We start from the raw sequence: 18,135 nt of genomic DNA, 5'->3' as shown, positions 1-18,135 counted from the left end.
TCTTGTGCCGACATCCGCGGTCCCGGTCGGCGTCGCGTGGTAGGCGTCGGCGCATGCAGATCCCGGAGCCGATGCTGGCCGCGCCTGTCAACGAGTGGGCCCTGGACGCCCACACGGTCGCGGAGCCGAAGTGGGACGGGTTCCGAGCGATCCTGGCCCGGCGGGAGGACGGAACGGTGCTGGTGCGCTCCCGGCGCGGCACGGACATGACCCGGTTCTTCCCGGAGATCGCCGCCCCGCTGGAGCGGTTGCCGGCGCCGGCGGTCCTGGACGCGGAGCTCGTCATCTGGGTCGACGGCCGTCTCGCGTTCGAGCGGCTCACGCCGCGGCTGAACCGCACACCGGCCGCAGTGGCCCGGCTCGCCGGCCAGGCCCCGGCGGCCGCGGTCGTCTTCGACCTGCTGTGCTGGTCCGACACCGACTACCTGACGATGCCGTACGCGCGGCGCCGCACCGACCTGGAGGCACTGTTCGCCGCCCAAGCCCTCAAGCCGCCGTTCAACCTGTGCCCGTCGACGTCCCAGACGCCGGTAGCGGAGCAGTGGCTGAGGGACTGGGTTCCCCTCGGTATCGAGGGCCTGGTCCTGCAGGACACCCGGGCGAAGTACCGGCCCGGGGCGCGAGGGGCGCGGGGGTGGAGGAAGTGGCGGGTGCGGCACACCGCGGAGGGAATCGTCGCCGCGGTAACCGGCCGCCCGGCCCGGCCGCGCACCGTCCTGCTGGGCCGCTACGACACCACCGGCCGACTGCGGTACGCCGGGTACCACCAGGTCCACCTCGAGCGGCTCACTGCTGCCCCAGGCGGCGGAGAAGCGGCGACCCTCCCACGGATGCCCCTCGCCTGCCGGGATCAGGAGCGGCCCGAGACGGGCCGCCACGGCGGCGGGCACCGTGGTGGAGCGGGGAGTTGGTGGTGGAGGTCTCCGCCGACGTCTCCCTGAACGCCACGGGCCGATGGAGGCATCCCGTGCGGATCGTCCGCGACCGACCCGACCTCACCCCCGCGGACGTCACCGGCTTCGGACCCTGACCGAAGCATCGGCCCCGCGCCGGGTAGGGCCGGAGTGAGGGAGGCGACAGCGTGCGTGCACGGGTCTGCCAACAGGCGACCGATGCCGGGGGACTGCGGATCACCCACCCGCGGCCGCGGCTCATCTCTCAGATCGTCTCGCCGGACCGCGCGGGCCGTATCCTCGCCGCACGCGAGGCGGGCGCGACCGATGCCGAGCTTCAAGAGCTGGTTGCACAAGCACTCGGGTGCGCATACTTTCGGAATTCCGGCCCGGGATCGAACGGACCCGACGTTGCTTTCGCGGACGTTGATTTTATAGATTTAAGCTTCTGAGCTGCCTGTCCGGAAGAGCTGGTATACCTGGCTCACCGAATTACCGGTCGCACCACGGCCGGTATGTTTTTCCGTCTGAAAGCGAGGCGCTGATGACCACGCGCCGGCAAGCTGTCCACCGCCCGCCAGTCGCCCGTGAACCGGTCGACCCCGCCCGCATCGGACGGGGCTGGGTGCGCCGCCTGGCCCGGGGCATGACCGCCGGCGCGGTCGCGGCCGCCCTGGAGGAAGCGCGGTTCGACGCCCGGCAGACCTCCCGGCACGAGGATCTGGCCGACAACCCTCGCGGCGACGCGGAGTTGGCGGAGTGGGAGCGCATCGACCAGATGCTCGCCGCGGCCGGCCCTGGCGCGGTCTACGACCCGGACACCGATGACGTCGCGCGGGCGGGCCTGGCGGCTGACGCTGCGGCCGACGCCGCGCGTCAGACTGAGCTGCGCGAAGCCGCCCGGATTCAGGCCCGCGCCGATGAGCTCCAGTCGCTGCGTCAGCTCGGCGTGCTCGCGCAGGCCGAACCGCACGCGGGCGACGAAGCCTTGCGGGACCTGCTCACCCGCCGCGCCGGCCACTACGTCCAGCCGGATGTCGACGCCTGGTTCGCGCACGCCCTGGCCACCCACCGCGGGCACTACCGGGAGCCGGCTGCCCGGCAGGCCGCCGCCGATCTGCTGACACGCCCGGTGCTCACCCATGCCGCGCTGCTGGCCGCGCTCACCCGCCTGCAGCCCGGCGTCGACGTCGACCGGCTGGGCTTCGCCGGCCGCCTCGCTGCCGCTGACCCGGAGGCGGCCGCCGACCTCGCCGCGTTCCTCACCGGCGCCGGGGACGGGTGTCACGCTGACGGAGGGTGAGCGTTGCCCCGCCCTGGGGAGCGTGGCACCCCGCGTGACACCCCGCAGTGCCGTCCGGTGAGGCGAAACCGCAGCTCAGCCCGCACAGTTGCGTCGTCGGGAGGCGGCGCCGTGTCCGGGTTCCGGGTGTCGCGTTCGCCCCGGGCCGGCCCGCCGGCGAGCCGATCCGGGCACCCCTGGAGCGGGCGGGCAGCGTTACACCCGTGCGGATCTCACCGGCCGTGAACCCCGAGCCGGGTCGGGGCCGGCTGCCCGTACGGTCACCTCAGCCCGGGGCGTGGCGCCGCGTAACCGATGAGGGCGGGGTTCGTTGAGCATCGCAGCCCCATGACGGAGCCCCGGACTGATCACGGCGGTCCGGGGCTTCGTGTCGTGCTGTTACTGGCGGGCCAGGCCCGCGGGGTCGATCTCGAACGGGAACGGCACATCGACGTGGGTGACGGCGCCGGCCAGCGCGGTGGTGCGCTTGATGTACCGGCCGCCCCGCAGTTCGGAGATGACCAGCACGGGGTCGGGGTCGGCTTCCAGCCGCCAGTAGGCGGGGATGCCTGCCTCGGCGTACAGCATGGGCCTGAAACGGCGGTCCATGGTCGCGTTCCCGGGGGAGACCAACTCGACGACCAGCAGCACGTCCTTGACGTTGATCGAGGCACCGTCCTGGCCGGTCGCGCCCGCGTCGGCGACCACGATGTCGGGGACGACCAGGCCGGACGGCAGTGTGACGTTGACGGCCTCGAAGACCTCCACCGGGGCGCCGGCTACCAGGGCCGCGGCCTCCAGGAAGTTGGCGAGCCGGCGGCTTGCCCGCTGGTGACGCAGGCCGGGGGCAGGGGACATGACCAACGACTCTCCGAGCAGCTCGTACCGATACCTGCGGTCCTCGTCCAGGGCGAGGACGTCGTCCACGGTCCAGGGCCCGTGGTGCTGCTCGAAACTGCCACCGATCACGTCCTCCACCTCCTTTCGATCGCCTTAGTTTGCCCCGGCCGCAGGGCCGGTGTCGCCTGGTTCGGACGGCTTCAAGGCCACCTCAGCCGGGAACGGGCCACCCCGTTCCGGGCCGGGCTCGTTGAACACAGCGGACCCCCACAAATAAAGCCCCGGCGCCGCCCCACCGGCGGGCCGGGGCTTCGTGCTGCGCCCTGTCCCTGCAAGGCCGCCCGGGCGGCCCCGCGGCGGCGCTACCGTGGGATCAGCCCACAAGCGCCCTGGAGGCCGTGATGAGCGATCAGCCCGTCCCCGACGACGTCCAGCCCGGCGCCGCCGGCCGTGAGGCGCTGACGCCCGACGGCGCGCAGGCGCTGCGCGCGTACGCGGCCCGTACCCGGGAGAACGCGGACCTGCTGGCCGGCGTCCTTGAGGACATCGCACTCAACGGCCTGCCCGACCCCGCGGACTGCACGCCGTGGGAAGAGCTGCGGGAGCGCAAGCTCGCGCAGCTGCACGCCGCGCGCGGCCACGTCGCCTGATGCCGCGCCACTCCCGCCCCCGGGCCCGGATCACGTTCTCGGAATCGGCGCAGAAGCAGATCGAGGCGCTGGCCGACGAAGCCCAGCTGCTCGCCCTGGACCGCGCCCTGGCGGTACTGTCCGTCGATCCCGACGCCGGCGCCCCGATCCCCGGCTCTCGTCCCGGCCTGCGCGACTACCGCGACGACGTCGACGACGTGCGGGTCATCTACTTCGTCACCGCGCTGGGCACCGTGGTGGTCGTGTCGTACATCGAGGCGTAGCCCACGAAGGAGACCAGGATGCCCTCCCTCTTCGCGCAGCTCGCTGCCGGACGGCAGTTCACCTCCCTGCGCGCGCTGCTCAGCTGCTCCAAGACGGCGACCACGCTGCGCCAGGGACCGCCCGTCGAAGCCGGGGCAGCGCCGGCCTGGATCGGCTTCCTGTGCCCTGCTCATGTCGACGCGCTGCCCGCGTGGCCGGGCACCGCGGCCGACGCCGACGGCACCCGGCAGACGTGCGGCGCCTTCCTGGATTTCCGGCCCACCGAGCAGCTGCTTCAGTCGCACGCCGACTTGTGGCTGACCCCGCTGACCGGCGTGGACCCGAACGCGTTCGACGGAGTCTGGGCCGATGTCCTTCAGCAGGCCGACCGCGTGCTGCAGGCCCGCCTCGAAGAACGCGGCGATGCCGGCGAGGACGAACCGCTGCTGGACCTCGCGTCCGTGCTCGGCATCGCCTGCCAGAACGCTGCCGAGGGCGACCTGCACCAGGCGGCCGTTCCCCTGGCCATCTGCGAGACCATCGCCGGGACCCTGTGACCGAAGGGTCCAGGTACGGCGCCGTGCTCACGGCCAGGTGGTGAGGGCGTCGACCAGGACGCGCAGCTGCAGCACGACGTCCTCGGCGCCCGCGGCCTGGTCCACGATGCCGGCGGCCGGCGCGAGCACGTCGACCAGCCGCCCGCTGCGCACCCCGGGCGACACCTCCCGCAGGACAGCGCGCAGCACGTGCGCGTCCCAGCGGCTGCGCCCGAGGCCCTCGGCGAGTTCCCGTTCGGCCGGGTCCGGCACCCAGGCGCCCGACCGGTAGTCCTCCAGTAGCACCGCGGCGTCGCGGCGCAGCGCCTCCGCTAACCCGCTCGTGATCATCACGTAGCTCCAACGAACGCCCGCATTGCCGGCGGGCCGGGCCGCGCAGCCGTTTGCGGCGCGGGACGTCGCCCAGGCGGCAGTCGAGTTCCTTCTTGATCCGGGCTGCGGGCACGTCGAGGTGGGCCAGGACTCGGGCGGAGGCGAAGCCTGGGTCGAGGGCGAGTGCGAACAACAGGATCTCGGTGCGCACCTGTACCTGTTCTTGCTGAACGGTCATCTGCGCGGCCCGCTCCATGGCCTCTTCGGCAGCGCCGTCGCCGATGGTGCGCAGCCCACTGCCCGCGTCAGAGTCCTGGCCGGGCGGGAAGAGGCGCTCGCAGGCGGCGCCGACGTTCTGGCGGGTGATGCGGGCGCCGATGCGCTTGCCCCATAGCCATCTCCTCAGGTGAGGGACGGCGTGCGCCTTGTCGGCATGCAGGCGCTGGGGCTTGAAGTAGTGGCCGCGGTGGGGGTCGTGTCTCGTTGGGTGGCCCTCAACCATGGGCTTCAGGGCTTGGCTGTCGTGGACGTTGGCCGCGGAGATGCCAACGATGAGGGGCAGGCCGTTCGCGTCCGACAGGACGTGCATCTTGGAACCCGGCCTGCCCCGGTCCACGGGCTTGGACCTGTGAGTTCGCCCCGTTACCGTTTTCACGGCCCTGCAATGGGGTTCCCGGCCTCCTGGCCCGGCATGACTTGTGCCCCTTGTCGATCATGATCGAAAAAGCGGTGTCACCGGGTTCGGAGGCGTTGGCAGACCGCTGATGAGGGGCTTGAGCGCCGACCCCGTTCCCGGGTGAAGCAGACTCTCCGTAACGTGGATGCCGGCACGCCGATGCCGCAGGGTCGGGAGGACGAGACCAGGGGAGGCCCAGTTGACCAGCACCGACGCCATAGATCTCTATCTCGGATTGGACGTCGGCAAAGGCGAGCACCACGCGGCCGCACTCACCCCCAGTGGCAAAAAGGTCTTCGACAAGGCACTGCCCAACAACGAGCCCAAGCTCCGTGAGCTCTTCACGAAGCTCCAAGCCAGGCATGGGACCGTGCTTGTGGTGGTCGATCAACCCGCCACCGTCGGTGCGCTGCCGCTGGCCGTCGCCCGCCACGTCGGTTGCCGGGTCGCCTATCTGCCCGGCCTGACGATGCGCCGGATCGCCGATCTCTATCCGGGCGAGGCCAAGACCGATGCCCGCGACGCACACGTCATCGCGGACGCGGCCCGCACCATGCCGCACACCCTGCGAGACCTGGAGCAGGCCGACGAGACCATCGCCGAACTGGAGATGATCGCAGGCTTCGACGACGACCTCGCCGGCGAATCGACCCGGATCAAGAACCGGCTCCGCGGCCTGCTCACACAGATTCACCCCTCGCTGGAGAGAGTCCTGGGCCCGCGCCTGGACCATCCCGCCGTCCTGGGCCTGCTCGAACGCTTCGGCTCTCCCACCCAGCTGCGCAAGGCCGGCCGCCGCCGACTGGTCACACTGCTACGGCCCAAGGCACCCCGCATGGCCGAGCGCCTGGTCGAAGACATCTTCACCGCGCTGGACGAGCAGACCGTGGTCGTGCCCGGCACCGAAGCCGCCGCACTCATCCTCCCCAGCCTGGCCGCCTCGCTGAGCTCAGTCCTGGAACAGCGCAAGCTCCTGGCCACAAGGATCGAGCAGCTCCTGGAGGCCCACCCTCTTTCCCAGGTCCTGACCTCCATGCCCGGCATCGGGGTCAGGACCGCAACCCGCATCCTCATCGACGTCGGCGACGGCACCGCCTTCCCCACCGCCGGACACCTGGCCGCCTACGCAGGCCTGGCACCGGTGACCAGAAGCTCCGGGTCCTCCATCCGCGGCGAGCACCCCTCCAGACGCGGCAACAAGCAACTCAAACGCGCCTTCTACCTCGCCGCGTTCGCCTCCCTGTCCCAGCCGGAGTCACGCGCCTATTACGACAAGAAGCGACGCGAGGGGAAACACCACCTCGCAGCCTTGGTCGCCCTCGCCCGACGCCGCATCGACGTGCTCTTCGCCATGCTCCGCGACGGCACCTTCTACCAAGCACCCGCTACAACGGCCGCTTGACGAAAACCATAGGGGCACTTTTTAGCCCTGACATGCGCGGAGTCGAGCACGGCCCGCGACAGGTCGAGCATTCCGGCGTCGTCCAGTCGGTGCAGGATCTCCTCCTGGAGCCGGCCCCATACGCCGGCTCTGGACCAGATCAGGAACCTGCGAGGCGCCGTCGATTTCGATATCCCGAAGCACGGCGGCAGTGCCCGCCAAGCGCAGCCGGACACCAGCACGTAGATGATCGCGGCGAACAGCGTCTCGTCAGACGTGTCCTGTGTTCCGCCGCCCTGTCGGCGCACCCTCGACAGCGGGATCAGCGGCTCCGCGATCTCCCACAGCCCGTCCGGAACAATCCAACTCCACGTACCCCGCCCCATGCCGATCTCAACGTCCGCCTCACCACGTAGGACACGGTCTTAGCCACTTCGTCCGCGCGGGGGCATCGGCTTCCCTGCGAAGAGGTCGGCGGTCATTGGCGAGGGGTGCGCGAAGGAGTCCGGCCACGGCGGAATGCCCAAGGAGTTCGCCTTCCCGAGCGCCTTACGTGGTGGCTCGACGCGTTCGGCCCTGGCGAAGTACCGGGTGTGCGGGATTCCGGTTGTCCACGATGACATCGGCGTGGGATCGAGGATCGGCCTCGGTGTCGTAGATCCGCTCGGCGGGGATGTAGTAGTCGCGATAGTGCTCCGCCGCCGCCTGCTCGGATTCCATCCAGGCGGCGTCACGCGCGGCGCCCCTGGCCAGCACCAGGTCGAAATCGATGTCGAGGAAGATGCGGAAGTCCCAGAGTTCGAGAAGTTCCGGACGGAGCAGGTACGCGCCGTCGGCGATGACGACCGCGTCCTCGGACACGGACCGCGCCTCGTCCGGGAACGGTTTCTGGTTCCGCTGGTCGAAGAACCTCACGCGGATCCGTCGATCCCCGCCCGGTCCAAGGGGTGCCAGCAGGAGAGAGTGGATCGCGTCGAGATCGAACGCGCCGCGGTAGAAGCCGGCCGGGCCCGGAGGGCGCTCGGACCGGGGCCGCTTGAAGTCGTCCAGTTCGGCCCGAAGGCAGGTCCGCCCGAGATCCGTTACCGCGGCGGCCAGTTCTTCGGCCAACGTCGATTTGCCGGCCGCGGAGAATCCGTCCACACCGACGCGAAGGGGATGCGGCCGTTCGATCTCGCTGATCATCCGGGCCAGATGGTGGAGAACCGCCGTGCGTTCGCCGGTGTTCGTGGCACGTCCCGACCCCTCGTCCATGCGGTCAAGCATAGAACGGTCCCCTCTCGGTGGAGGCCGGTGATCCGCTTGTTTCCACGGCTTCCGCCTGAACAATGGGGTTCCCGGGCTTCCGAAAGGCAGGAATTTCATGACGACTTCCGCGTTGGACGACGTCCGAGCGGGCGGTGGCGGCGAGCCGGGGGAACGGGGCGGGATCGCGCCGACCAAGGCCTTCACCTGGCTGCTGCTGACCGCGGGCGCGCTCGGACTGCTCGCCTCGTTCGCGCTCACGAACGGCAAGTTCGCTGTGCTGCTACAAGCGCTACGTCCGCCTCACCACGTAGGACACGGTCTTAGGCGCCCGAGCTGATGGGCTCACAAGTGGCGGTCGGGAGGGGAACGGCGTGCCGCCTCGGGTATGACTTCGGCGCCGCTCCTCGGGAGTGCGGCGCCGAAGGACTTCAGCAGGTTCTGGAGGACTGTTCAGCCGGCCAGGCGCAGGGATGGCCGGGCGTCGGGCGCGGGGGCGTCCTCGCCCCCGTCAGGGTCCGGGTCGAAGTCGGTTCCGGTGCGGGGGTCGCTGCTGCGCGGGGGGCGGATGTCGCCGGTGGGGAAGTTCAGCGGCCACAGGAAGGTGGCGGGGTCCTGGAGGTGGTTGAGCATGTGGGTCAGCGACTCGTAGCCGGCCAGCAGCGGGTGGATCAGCACGGTGCCCCTGCGCTGGCGGTCCCCGAGGATGCCCTTGTCGCGCAGCTGGCCGATCGCGCGGGAGACGGCGGCCTGCGTGATGTCGAGGCGCTGCGCGAGCTCCTGCTGCCTGATCCGGACCAGCCCACCGGGCTCCTGGCGGGCCGTCAGGACGTCGAAGACGTCGCGGGCCGTGGGGGACGGGCGAGCGTTCGGCAGAACCTCGAAGATCTCCGGGTTATGGAAGCCGGGCGTGCTCATCGCGAGGTCTCCTTCCTGACCGACGGGATGACGATCTCCTTGTTGGTCAGTGTGTCCTTACCCAGCTTCGCCAGCAGCGTGCGCTGCTTGCGGCTGCCCCACCGGTAGGCGTACAGCGGGTGCAGCCGATACTGGCCGCGCCGCTCCTTCCAGGCGAAGTTGTGCCGGGTCAGCTCCCCGACCGCGCGGGAGACCTTCGACTGCGAGCAGCCGAACTTCACCGCCAAGCTCGCCTGGGTCATCTGCACCAGGGCCTGGTCGTCGTGATGGACCGTCATATGGTCCAGCACGTTCCGCGAGGTCGCCGACAGGTGGAACTTCCACAAGTTCGCCCGGATGACCTGCGACACGCTCAGGTGCTGACCGCCGTAGAAGGCATACGGCTTGACGTCCGGGTTGGTGCTGAACGTGCCACCCTTGCGAGCGAGCTTCTCCAGCGACAACAGCAGCTGCCGCGCGGACTCCATGCCGTCGAAGGTGTCCGCCGGCGCCGGAGCTGGAGACAGCCGTCCCGCCTGCACCGGCGCGGACGTGCCACGCCTCAAGGGCTAGCCCACGGGCTCTCCTTGCTTGATCGGGAATCAACGCCCTGCAGGTGAGACGGTTTTTGTGTCCCAGCTGCAAGCGCATGGCGGGGGGTGGCCCTCCGTGTCGCGTTGCCACATCGAGACCCGTTCGGGACCGTCGCGCGGCCCAGGGCGCCAGGCGATAGCTGGCACCCTCGGAGGTATGGGTCAGTTACAGGAACGGCCAGATGATCCCGATGCTCACCGGGCGGACAATCCCAAAACCGGGATGGACAGGCTCAGTAGTTGCTGTCTGACGGCCTGGATCATCGTATTCATCGGTTACATTCTTCTCTACATTCTCGTTGCCTGGGCCATGTCGCACGCCCGTTTCGTCTTCTAGCCGGCCTGGACTCGTTCGCCGGTTACGAGGGCTCCGCCCGCCGCCTGTCACCAGTAGGGGCTTTGGCCCGACCGCACGCCGTCCCGGGGCCACCTTCTCCCTCGTAGCCGGCGTGCTTGTTGCCTGCCAGGGCCTGATCTGCCTGAATGGGGCAGGAGTAGAAGTGGTCGTCTGCAAGGTGACCCGCGCTCCGGGGAGGGGAATGTGGTGAGGAAACCGTTCCAGGACCGTGAGCCGAGCAGTGGGGCGTTCGAGCTGGAAGCGGATCGATGGGTTCACCGAGATGTCGGACTGATCCAGGATGCGTCGTGCGACCTGCGGCAGACCAGCGTCCGGTATCTGTCGGAGGCTCAGCCCAATCCGCTGACTCTTGGAGCCAGCATCCTCCGGTATCGGTGGCATGCCCAGGCGTTCGAAGGCCGGCGTCATCTCGCGGTGGGTCAGGTAAACAAGACGCGCCGCTACCGTGCCGACCAGTGCGCGCAGTTCCGAACGATCCCTGTTGTCGTTCATTGGCCGATGGTCGCAGAATCCGAGTAGCGGGGTGGGTGGGTCGGTCAAGCAATGTGAGCGCATCGCCGGCAACTTGAGCCCCGTGCGACGTGATCCCTCGGTCCTTATCGCCCTCCTGCGTGAGTCCGTCGACTGGTAAATGCCGAAGGAGTTCGTTCAGGGGGCTGCCCCGCAGGGTGCAGCAGCTTTATGAGGACGCACGGCGCCCGCCCAGCAGGTGCCGCGGGGCGGGCGCCGTGCGGAGTGTCGGGTCAGGCGGGGGTGATGTTCTCCGCCTGGGGGCCCTTCTGACCCTGGGTGACGTCGAAGTTCACCTTCTGGCCCTCCACCAGCTCGCGGAAGCCGGAGCTGGCGATGTTGGAGTAGTGGGCGAAGACGTCAGGGCCCCCGCCGTCCTGCTCGATGAAGCCGAAGCCTTTTTCCGAGTTGAACCACTTCACGGTTCCACTGGCCATGTTGCCCTCCAAGGGGGTTCGAAGTCGGTTCCCGCGTCGTTCGGGAACCGGAGGTGATCGCCCTGGTCCTCAGAGACTGTGAACAGCAAGATCGCCCGTGCACGTGCTCACGGGCGACCGGTACTTCGGAACCATGACAGCTGGTCCTGACACTACACCGGCAGCCGCACACTCACCGCCGAATATTGATGGCAGTGCCTCGAATTTTTCTCCGGCCAATGCCGCCCTGGTGCCACCCGAAGCCCGCCTCATCTCCGCAGTAGGTTCGCGCTGGAGAACTCGGTGGCGCGAGCCGGTTCCATGGCAGACAATCCATGCATGGATCACGGCGCCGTTGTCATGGGCGGCGAGGATGCGGGCCCCGCTGGGGGTGAGCGGGTGCAGATGATGCCTTTCGTGCGCGGCACTGGCCCGTCTGTCGGCGGTTGCGGTCAGCGGGTGGCGTGGGCGGGTGTGCTGGTAGTGAGTGCAGGGGGCCGTTCGGCGGATGTCAGGCGGCTTGGCTGCGATGAGCTGCGCCGCACGCCGACGCGCATGGAGCATGGGTCACGAAGTCCCGTCGAGGGTGCGGCTTGTCTGCCGCAGACGAACGCCCCGTCATTCGGACGTGAGTTGGTTCGGGGGAGGGCGCGTTGGCGGATAGGGGTTGTGCGTCTGATCATCGTGGTCGTGTGACGGCGTCTCAGCGTGTTCTGCGGATGGCGTCGGTGGCGGCCTTGGCGATGGCGGCGGGGGCACTGGAGGGCCGGGGCAGGTGGAGCGGGGTGGTCCCCGGTAGGTGGAGGGAGCTTGCGGTCTCCGTGCCATCACGTCCTCCTTGGACGGCCGACGGTGCGGTGGCGCGGGGGAGCCCGCGGCGTCCGCGCCGGCCCGGGAGCGTTTCGCTCCGGGGGACCTGAGGGGTAGTGCCCGGTATCCGGGTATGGACGGGGGTCGGCGACTGTGTGCCCCCGGTGTGAGCCCTCCCCGACGCAGAAGTGGACGGAGGCGTGGGTAAGGCCCTTTCTGTCGAACGCGGTCGCATGGTCGGTGATGGGCTACCGGCCGGTGGAGGCGTACGGCTGGAAGTGGGCGCGGGGGTGGTCGAGCGGGAGGGCGGGGTTCCAGGCGGTCAGGCACTGGGCGCTGGGCACGAACAGCGGTTGCGGCATTGCGATAAGGGGCCAGAACCGCCAGGATCCGATGGTCTCTTCGCGCTGATGGGGGATGCCTGACCAGCGCGTGACGAGGACGGGCACCGTGAGCCGTGCGACATTGCCCACCCGGTCCAGGAGCGTCCCCAGCACCTGTACGTCGTCGGGCCGGGCCATGAGGCCGGCCTCCTCGTGGAGCTCGCGGACGGCGGCCTCGGCGAAGGTCTCGCCCAGTTCGACGGTCCCGCCGGCAAGCTCCCAGGTACGGCGCCGGTGTCGGCCGAGCAGGACGCCGTCCGGGCCGTACACGATCACTCCGACTCCGAGGGCGGTGTTCGGCGTAGGAGGTGTGTTGGTGCGGGGGCGGCTGGGCACGCGTTCCGGGCGGCGGGCTGTGTACAGCCGGTAGGAGAGCGCGTTGTCGGCGGTCGGGGAGGCGATCGCTGTGACCGATTCCAGGGTGAGCCCGTGCTGGACCAGGAGGTCTTCCCACAGCTGCACGCTGAGGACCCACATGTTCACGGGGTGGTCCTGGGTTGTGCCAGGCAGTCGCAGGATCTCGGGGCGCGGGGCCACCTCGTTCGAGGGCCCGGCGCCGTGCGAGTTGGTGTGCAGGGCGGAGAAGACCAGGCGTCCACCCGGTTTGAGGCCGTTGGCCAGGGCGGGTAGCAGCCGGTTGGGGTCCAGGAACGGCATGGAGCGGACGGAGTAGATCAGGTCGTACGGGTCGGCAGTGCGCAGGTGGTCCACCGCGTCGGCGCACACCAGGTGCAGGCCGGGGTGGTCTGGGTAGCGGGTGAGGGCGCGCTGGTGCTGGGCGGATGAGGCGTCGACGGCGGTGACCTTGGCGCCCAGGGTGGCCAGGTTCGCGGCGTGCCGGCCGAGGCCGCTGCCGAGGTCGAGGACGTGTAGTCCCGCCACCCCGCCGAGGGCTTTGGTGTCGGGGCCTGTCTTCGGGATTCCCCAGTCCCACCGGTCCAGCTCGGGCAGTTGAAGTCCTCTGGTGATCTGGTGGGTGCCGTACGTGTTCCAGATGTCGACGGTGTCCTTCTCAATGGTCACCAAGTCCTCCATCGGTAAAAGGTGAGTGGGTCAGGGGCGCAGGGCGCAGGGCGTAGCAGCGGAGCACGTCACAGCCGGAGGTCTGGACGGCGGACCAGCCGGAGGTGAGGGCTTGTCTCGGCTGATGGCGGCCGCGTCGTGCACGATCTTGGTGATGCCCAGGACGACGGCGAAGGCGGCGGCTGGGATGGTCGCCAGGCCCGCGGCGGCGGTGAGGTCCGCGGCGATCATTTGGGGGCGCTTGGCGGTCCGAGAGCGCCCCGGCCGGGAGCGCCACGATGGCGTTGGGTAGTTGGCTGAGGAAGGGGAGCGCAGCGACTTGGGTGGCGGAGACGTGGAGTTCCAGTACGGCCAGAGTGGGAGGGCGACGGTGCTGACCGCGGATCCGGACAGGCTGGCGCACTGGCTGGTGACCAAGCGGCGCAGATCCGGGGAGGTGACCTTCGCCGCCTTGGCAGTCTGGATGGAGGTCGTCACCCGGCCTCACCGCTCAGCAGTTCCGGGGCGATCACGTTGGAGTAGAGCCGGCCGGTGGAGAAGCGGGTGAGGACCGCCTGGGTGAAGGGGTGGCAGTCGGGTGGCGCGGCCGCGGGGTCGACCCACACCAACTCGGTGTGCGTGCCCGGCTCGCGGTTGTACGGGGTGCCCTCCCACTCCCGGACTGTGAAGGCGGCGCCGATCACCCGTTCACCGTCTGCCGCGTGGAAGTGGAGCAGCTGGCAGAACCGAAGGTGGTCCGGGCTGATGTGGATGCCGACTTCCTCGGCGAGTTCGCGCACCGCTCCCTCGTCGAGGAACTCGCCATGCTCAAGGCGTCCTCCGACGACCGTGAGCATCCCGGGGGAGTGCCACGACGTCGCCTGGTGCCGGAGGGTCAGGACCCGGCCGTCGGCGGGACGCTGGAGCAGGACCATGACGTTCCCGATGCTCCGGTGTACGGCGCTCACGACCGGTCCTCCTTCATGAGCCTGTCCAGGGTCCGCCGACCGCGGGCGGTGACCTCGGCGTCGCCGTTGTCCGGGCCCCATGCCAGGCAGTTGACCGCGTCGAGCGCGGTCAGGCAGCGCAGGGCGTGCCGCTCGGCGTCGGACAGCTCCCGCCCGTAGGACCGGAGGAATGCCTTCTCGCGGTCCGGATGGTCGGCCCACTGGGTGGTGGCGAGGATGACGAGATCCTGGACGCGGGCGGCCGGCCGGGAACGTTCGAAGTCGACGAGGGCGAGCCCGTTGGACCACAGCCAGTTCCTCGGCTGGTTGTCACCGTGGATGTAGCCGACCGGTACCGGGCCGACGCGGCGAAGACGGGCAGCGTGGTCCCGGATCAGCTGCTGCTCGTCTTGGTTGAGCCGGTCCCCGGCGCGGGCCAGGTACTTCTCCGCTCCGTCAGCGGCGGAGGGCAAAGAGGCTCCGGCTTCCACCCGGTCGCCGCGGTCGAGTGGCCCGGCCACGTGGAGCCGGGCACAGAGCGCTCCGGCCTGTTGGTGCACGGTCCGCCATTCGGCGGCGCCCAAGCCGAGTTCCTTCGCTGGGGCGCCGGGGACTGCGGTGAGCAGCAGGGCGAGGTCCTGGGCGCGGCTGTCGACGAGGCGGGGCGCCCGGGTGTGTCCGAGTGCGGGGACGACGTGGCGGTATGCCCGGCTCTCACGGGTGAAGAACTTCACCGAGGGCGAGACCTTCAGGTAGTGGTGCCCCCCGCGTTCGCTCTCCAGGTCCCACACCCGGGAGCGGTCCCAGTCGTGCGAGGCGTCGCGGACGGACACCACGGGGCCGATCCGCTGTTCCGCCCAGCGCTGCAGTGCCGCGGGCAGCAGCTTCGTCGGGCTCATCGGACAGACCTCGCGCCCGTGCGCGGGACGGCGGAGCGGCAGGGCCCACCACCATCAGGTTCGGTGCGGTCGGGGAACACGATTCCTCCCGGGGGTTGTCGTTCGCGTCAGTCGTCGGGGCGCCGGATCGGCCGGCCAGGTCGGCGGACCCGGCGGACCCCGGCCGTCGCCGGACGGCCGGGGCCGGCTCAACACTGCGGCGGGGACTCAGGTGGGGCTGGGCGCACCGCCGGTTCGCTGCTCCAGTTCCCACAAGGTCCGAAAGAGCCCGGGCTCGCGGGTGAGCTGCGCGTACGTCCCTTCCTGGACCAGCCGGCCCTGGTCCAGAACGACAATCCGGTCGGCCACCGCGACATTGGCGAGCCGGTGCGTGATCAGAAGGATGGCGCGGTCCTTGGCCAGGTCCCGCAGGCCGGTGAACACATGGTGCTCGGCCCGGGCATCGAGGGCGGCCGTGGGCTCATCCATCACCAACAGGCTCGCCCTCCTGTGAAATGCCCTGGTCAGGATGACGCGTTGCCACTGCCCGCCGGACAGTTGGTGACCGCCGAACCATTCGCTGGTCAGGAGGGTGTCCAGGCCGGAACGGAGGTCGGGCAGCATGTCCGCAGCTCCGGACGCCTCGCAGGCCGCCATGAGCGCGGCATCGCTAGTGTCGTCCTGCCCGAGGGTGACGTTGTCGCGCAGCGTCAGCGGCAGGTAGGTGAACCGCTGCGGTGCCACCGCAACGTGCTTCCACGCCTCCCACGGCTCCAGCCGCGCGGTGGTCTTGTGGTCCCACGCCACTTCCCCGAAGGTCGGCAGGAGAAGCCCGCAGATCAGCCGGGACAGCGTCGTCTTCCCCGACCCGTTCTCCCCGACCAGCGCCACGATCTCCCCGCGCCGAACCTTCAGCGACACCCCGGCCAGACTGTCCTTCTCCGCACCGTCGTACCGGTAGATGACGTTGCGGACCTCGAACCGCTCCGGCGGCGCCGGCAGCACCTCGGAGCCACGACAGGTCACCATCGCCTGCCCGTGCGCGTTGTCGATGAAGTTCTGCCAGTCCTGCACGTACCAGCCGGTACGCACCAGCCGGGCCCCGCCGTTGATGATGCCCCGCACCGAGCCCGTCGCCGTCTGCAAGGCGAAGACCGCGCCGCCGCCCGCCGCCAGGTCCATCCGGCCGGAGACCAGCAGCCACAGCAAAGTCGCCCAGACCGCCGCCGAGGCGACGCCACCGGCGGCCGCACCCGCCAGGCCCATCCAGGCCCCAGTGTTCGCGGCCTCGCGCTCGGAGACGTTGACGGAGACAGCCAGACGCCGGTAGCGATCAAGGAGGAACGGGCCGGCCAGGCAGGCCCTCATCTCCTCGCTGGATTCCATGTAGGACATGTGCCAACGCAGCTTGTGCAGCATCCGCCGTCGCCCCGACGTCTCCAGGCCCGCGAGGTACACCACGCGCGCCGCACGCACGTACGCGGCGGCCTGCGGCAGGCACGCCACAAGAAGCAGAGGCAGAAGAAGGGGATGGATCACGGTGAGGACGGTCGCGCCGGCGGCGAGGGTCGCCGTGGCGGCCAGCACGTCCTGGGCTTCCTCCACGAGGTCGGGAGTGACCTGCGCGCCGCGGTCGGCGATGTCGTACTGGTCGTTGTATCCCGGCTTGTTGTTCGCCGCAGCCTCGGCGCCGAGCGCCGCCTCGACCATGCTCACTTCTGCAGCCCGGGCGAGCACCGGCCGCAGCCGCCCGGTCAGCCAGGTCACCGTGACCCCCAGCAGGGCTCGCAAACCGGCGGCCCCGGCGATGACGGCCAGCTGCGGAGCCGCCTCCCGCACCCGGTCGGTGATGTCTCCGGAGGAGATCAGTGCGGTCAGGGTCCCGGTCACGGCGAACAGGCCCAGCGCGGCCAGCACGCCGGTGCCGATCTGGCACGCGAGCAGACCCGCCGTCGCGCCCCGGTCCACCTGCCACGCCATCCGGAGCGACCGACGTACCAGCACGGGCAGACGCCGCGCCATCGTGGTCGTCGTCATCTGCCCGCCAGCTTGGAGCCGGGACTCGTCCCGGTACTGGAACTCCTCCTCCTGCGCCGCGTCCCCGCTGTCCGGTGGAGTCCCCTCCGCTTCGTCCGCGCTCGGCTGCGCGGCTGTGCTGCCCGAGGTCAAGTCGATCCCCCTGTCGGTCGGTCACGGCTGGTTCGTGAGGCTCAACGACACAGCCCAGTTATCGAACACACGTTTTTCGGTCGGCTGTGAAATCCCGAGATAGAGCGTTCGAGGAACCCTGCAAACTGCACCGACCCAGCTCCTGCAACGGCGCTGCCACAAAGAGCGGTTGGCCGAATCGCCGAGGATGCTCTTCGCGGATCCAGGATTGGCGCGTTGGTCCGCGCCGGCTCGTGCTCAGCTTGTAGAGTGCGGGACTTCCGGGCACAGCGGATCGAACCAGAACGGGACCTCGTGGAACTCGCCGTCCCCGCCGGGTTCTTCCCTGATCGTCATGATGGATGCCGTCCCGTCTTCGTATGGGGGCTGCATGGCGTGTCCTGCCGGGTCTAGATGTCGAACAGCCCGCTCTGCACCGGCAGGTTGTGCTTGGCGGTACGACCGGCGGCCTTCACCAGCGCCGCGAGGGCGTCGAGTTGGGGATCCTGGTCGGCGGCGCTGATGAGCTGGATGAAGACCTTCGCGGTGACCTCGACGTCGGCCAGGGCCCGGTGCCGGTCTCGGGGCTGCGGAATGCCGAAGTGCGCCAGCAGCGTGTCGAGTTTGTAGTTCGGCAGGCCCGGGATGAGGCGCTTGGCCAGCGGGATCGTGTCGATCAAGTCGGTCCGGGCCAGCGTGGGGCAGTGCTCGGCCTGGTGGTGGATGACGCCGGCCTCGGTGGCCGCATGCTGGGCCACCAGCAAGTACGAGGCGCCGGTCGTGAGCCGCCGGTCCAGAGCCCCCAGTGCCTCCGCGGGGGTGGGTGCCGTCTGGAGCTGCTCGGCGGTCAATCCGGTCTGGGCGGTGTCGGCTGGGGTCACCGGGGCGAACGCGGGCGGCCGGATCAGAGAGGTGCTGCGGCCGGTCTCCTGCCACACGCCGTCCGGGCAGCGCAGAGCGAGGGCCGCGACCTCGATGGGCTGGGCCGGGTAGCCGGTGGGGGTCGTCGTCTCGAAGTCGATGACCACGAATGTCGTTGCCCGGAAGGCCGGGTCTTCGGTCAAGGCGCCCATGGAGTGGAGCTCACGCAGATCCTGGTTTCGAAGGCGGCCGT

General features: G+C 69.9%; 19 protein-coding genes and 2 pseudogenes. 7 read left to right on the top strand and 14 right to left on the bottom strand.

The annotated features are described in order from the left end of the window. Positions 1–53: 53 nt before the first annotated feature. The gene (locus C4U44_RS38975; protein ID WP_103890861.1) at positions 54–941 is read left to right on the top strand and encodes an ATP-dependent DNA ligase; all 888 of its coding nucleotides are present in this window, start codon (positions 54–56) and stop codon (positions 939–941) included. Positions 942–1,437: 496 nt separating this feature from the next. Then, entirely contained in the window at positions 1,438–2,196 is a 759-nt protein-coding gene (locus C4U44_RS38965) for a hypothetical protein (RefSeq protein WP_235032676.1), read from the top strand. A 378-nt stretch (positions 2,197–2,574) separates the two neighbouring features. Here C4U44_RS38965 and C4U44_RS38960 read toward each other — a convergent pair whose 3' ends face one another. Next, entirely contained in the window at positions 2,575–3,144 is a 570-nt protein-coding gene (locus tag C4U44_RS38960) for a Uma2 family endonuclease (protein ID WP_322973739.1), read from the bottom strand. 272 nt (positions 3,145–3,416) lie between these two features. Between C4U44_RS38960 and C4U44_RS38955 the strand changes: the two genes are divergently transcribed. The 3 genes from C4U44_RS38955 to C4U44_RS38945 are packed head-to-tail and all read left to right on the top strand — an operon-like array spanning position 3,417 to position 4,465. Next, the gene (locus tag C4U44_RS38955) at positions 3,417–3,665 is read left to right on the top strand and encodes a hypothetical protein (protein WP_103890859.1); all 249 of its coding nucleotides are present in this window, start codon (positions 3,417–3,419) and stop codon (positions 3,663–3,665) included. Then, complete coding sequence (locus C4U44_RS38950; RefSeq protein ID WP_103890858.1) at positions 3,665–3,928, top strand: type II toxin-antitoxin system RelE/ParE family toxin; 264 nt, start codon at positions 3,665–3,667, stop codon at positions 3,926–3,928. Before C4U44_RS38955 ends, C4U44_RS38950 begins: the two co-directional genes overlap by 1 nt. An 18-nt stretch (positions 3,929–3,946) precedes the next feature. After that, the gene (locus C4U44_RS38945) at positions 3,947–4,465 is read left to right on the top strand and encodes a hypothetical protein (RefSeq protein WP_103890857.1); all 519 of its coding nucleotides are present in this window, start codon (positions 3,947–3,949) and stop codon (positions 4,463–4,465) included. Between the two features lie 27 nt (positions 4,466–4,492). Here the strand turns inward: C4U44_RS38945 and C4U44_RS38940 are convergent, their stop codons facing one another. Then, positions 4,493–4,795 carry a hypothetical protein gene (locus C4U44_RS38940; RefSeq protein ID WP_103890856.1) on the bottom strand — a complete coding sequence of 101 codons (303 nt, stop codon included), beginning with the start codon at positions 4,793–4,795 and terminating at the stop codon, positions 4,493–4,495. A gap of 25 nt (positions 4,796–4,820) precedes the next feature. Between C4U44_RS38940 and C4U44_RS38935 the strand changes: the two genes are divergently transcribed. Then, positions 4,821–5,171: a hypothetical protein gene (locus C4U44_RS38935; RefSeq protein WP_103890855.1), complete on the top strand. Its 351-nt coding sequence runs from the start codon at positions 4,821–4,823 to the stop codon at positions 5,169–5,171. On the opposite strand, the pseudogene C4U44_RS43745 reads toward C4U44_RS38935, so the two are convergent. After that, positions 5,106–5,416, bottom strand: a pseudogene (locus C4U44_RS43745) (transposase); the annotation flags it as partial. The gene C4U44_RS38935 and the pseudogene C4U44_RS43745 overlap by 66 nt on opposite strands. 236 nt (positions 5,417–5,652) lie before the next feature. Here C4U44_RS43745 and C4U44_RS38925 point away from each other — a divergent pair. Next, positions 5,653–6,855, top strand: a complete 1,203-nt coding sequence (locus tag C4U44_RS38925; protein ID WP_103890854.1) for an IS110 family RNA-guided transposase — start codon at positions 5,653–5,655, stop codon at positions 6,853–6,855. Positions 6,856–6,872: 17 nt separating this feature from the next. On the opposite strand, the pseudogene C4U44_RS38920 reads toward C4U44_RS38925, so the two are convergent. From C4U44_RS38920 to C4U44_RS38860, 11 genes and pseudogenes are all read right to left on the bottom strand, one after another. Next, positions 6,873–7,220 (bottom strand): annotated as a pseudogene (locus C4U44_RS38920) (transposase); the annotation flags it as partial. A gap of 163 nt (positions 7,221–7,383) precedes the next feature. Next, positions 7,384–8,088 carry a nucleoside/nucleotide kinase family protein gene (locus tag C4U44_RS38915; RefSeq protein WP_103890853.1) on the bottom strand — a complete coding sequence of 235 codons (705 nt, stop codon included), beginning with the start codon at positions 8,086–8,088 and terminating at the stop codon, positions 7,384–7,386. A 444-nt stretch (positions 8,089–8,532) separates the two neighbouring features. Continuing rightward, positions 8,533–8,997, bottom strand: a complete 465-nt coding sequence (locus C4U44_RS38905; RefSeq protein ID WP_103890851.1) for a helix-turn-helix transcriptional regulator — start codon at positions 8,995–8,997, stop codon at positions 8,533–8,535. Next, on the bottom strand, positions 8,994–9,464 hold the full coding sequence (locus C4U44_RS38900) for a helix-turn-helix domain-containing protein (protein ID WP_235032675.1): 471 nt from the start codon (positions 9,462–9,464) through the stop codon (positions 8,994–8,996). The genes C4U44_RS38905 and C4U44_RS38900 overlap by 4 nt, the downstream gene beginning before the upstream one ends. Positions 9,465–10,670: 1,206 nt before the next feature. Beyond that, entirely contained in the window at positions 10,671–10,874 is a 204-nt protein-coding gene (locus tag C4U44_RS38895) for a cold-shock protein (RefSeq protein WP_103890915.1), read from the bottom strand. A gap of 1,037 nt (positions 10,875–11,911) precedes the next feature. Then, positions 11,912–13,069, bottom strand: a complete 1,158-nt coding sequence (locus tag C4U44_RS38885) for a bifunctional class I SAM-dependent methyltransferase/NUDIX hydrolase (RefSeq protein WP_235032674.1) — start codon at positions 13,067–13,069, stop codon at positions 11,912–11,914. Between the two features lie 30 nt (positions 13,070–13,099). Further along, positions 13,100–13,300 carry a hypothetical protein gene (locus C4U44_RS41360; RefSeq protein WP_146088456.1) on the bottom strand — a complete coding sequence of 67 codons (201 nt, stop codon included), beginning with the start codon at positions 13,298–13,300 and terminating at the stop codon, positions 13,100–13,102. A 242-nt stretch (positions 13,301–13,542) separates the two neighbouring features. Then, positions 13,543–14,016 (bottom strand): NUDIX domain-containing protein, encoded by a 474-nt coding sequence (locus C4U44_RS38880; protein WP_235032673.1) that lies wholly within the window; start codon positions 14,014–14,016, stop codon positions 13,543–13,545. Further along, the gene (locus C4U44_RS38875; protein ID WP_103890848.1) at positions 14,013–14,894 is read right to left on the bottom strand and encodes a phosphotransferase enzyme family protein; all 882 of its coding nucleotides are present in this window, start codon (positions 14,892–14,894) and stop codon (positions 14,013–14,015) included. The genes C4U44_RS38880 and C4U44_RS38875 overlap by 4 nt, the downstream gene beginning before the upstream one ends. A gap of 207 nt (positions 14,895–15,101) precedes the next feature. Continuing rightward, complete coding sequence (locus C4U44_RS38870) at positions 15,102–17,042, bottom strand: ATP-binding cassette domain-containing protein (RefSeq protein WP_235032672.1); 1,941 nt, start codon at positions 17,040–17,042, stop codon at positions 15,102–15,104. Between the two features lie 389 nt (positions 17,043–17,431). Next, positions 17,432–18,094 carry a 3'-5' exonuclease gene (locus C4U44_RS38860; RefSeq protein ID WP_103890846.1) on the bottom strand — a complete coding sequence of 221 codons (663 nt, stop codon included), beginning with the start codon at positions 18,092–18,094 and terminating at the stop codon, positions 17,432–17,434. Between the last annotated feature and the right edge of the window lie 41 nt (positions 18,095–18,135).

The organism is Actinacidiphila yanglinensis (genome assembly GCF_900107965.1).
GTDB lineage: Bacteria > Actinomycetota > Actinomycetes > Streptomycetales > Streptomycetaceae > Actinacidiphila > Actinacidiphila yanglinensis.
This window is presented reverse-complemented; position numbering and strand designations above follow the sequence as displayed.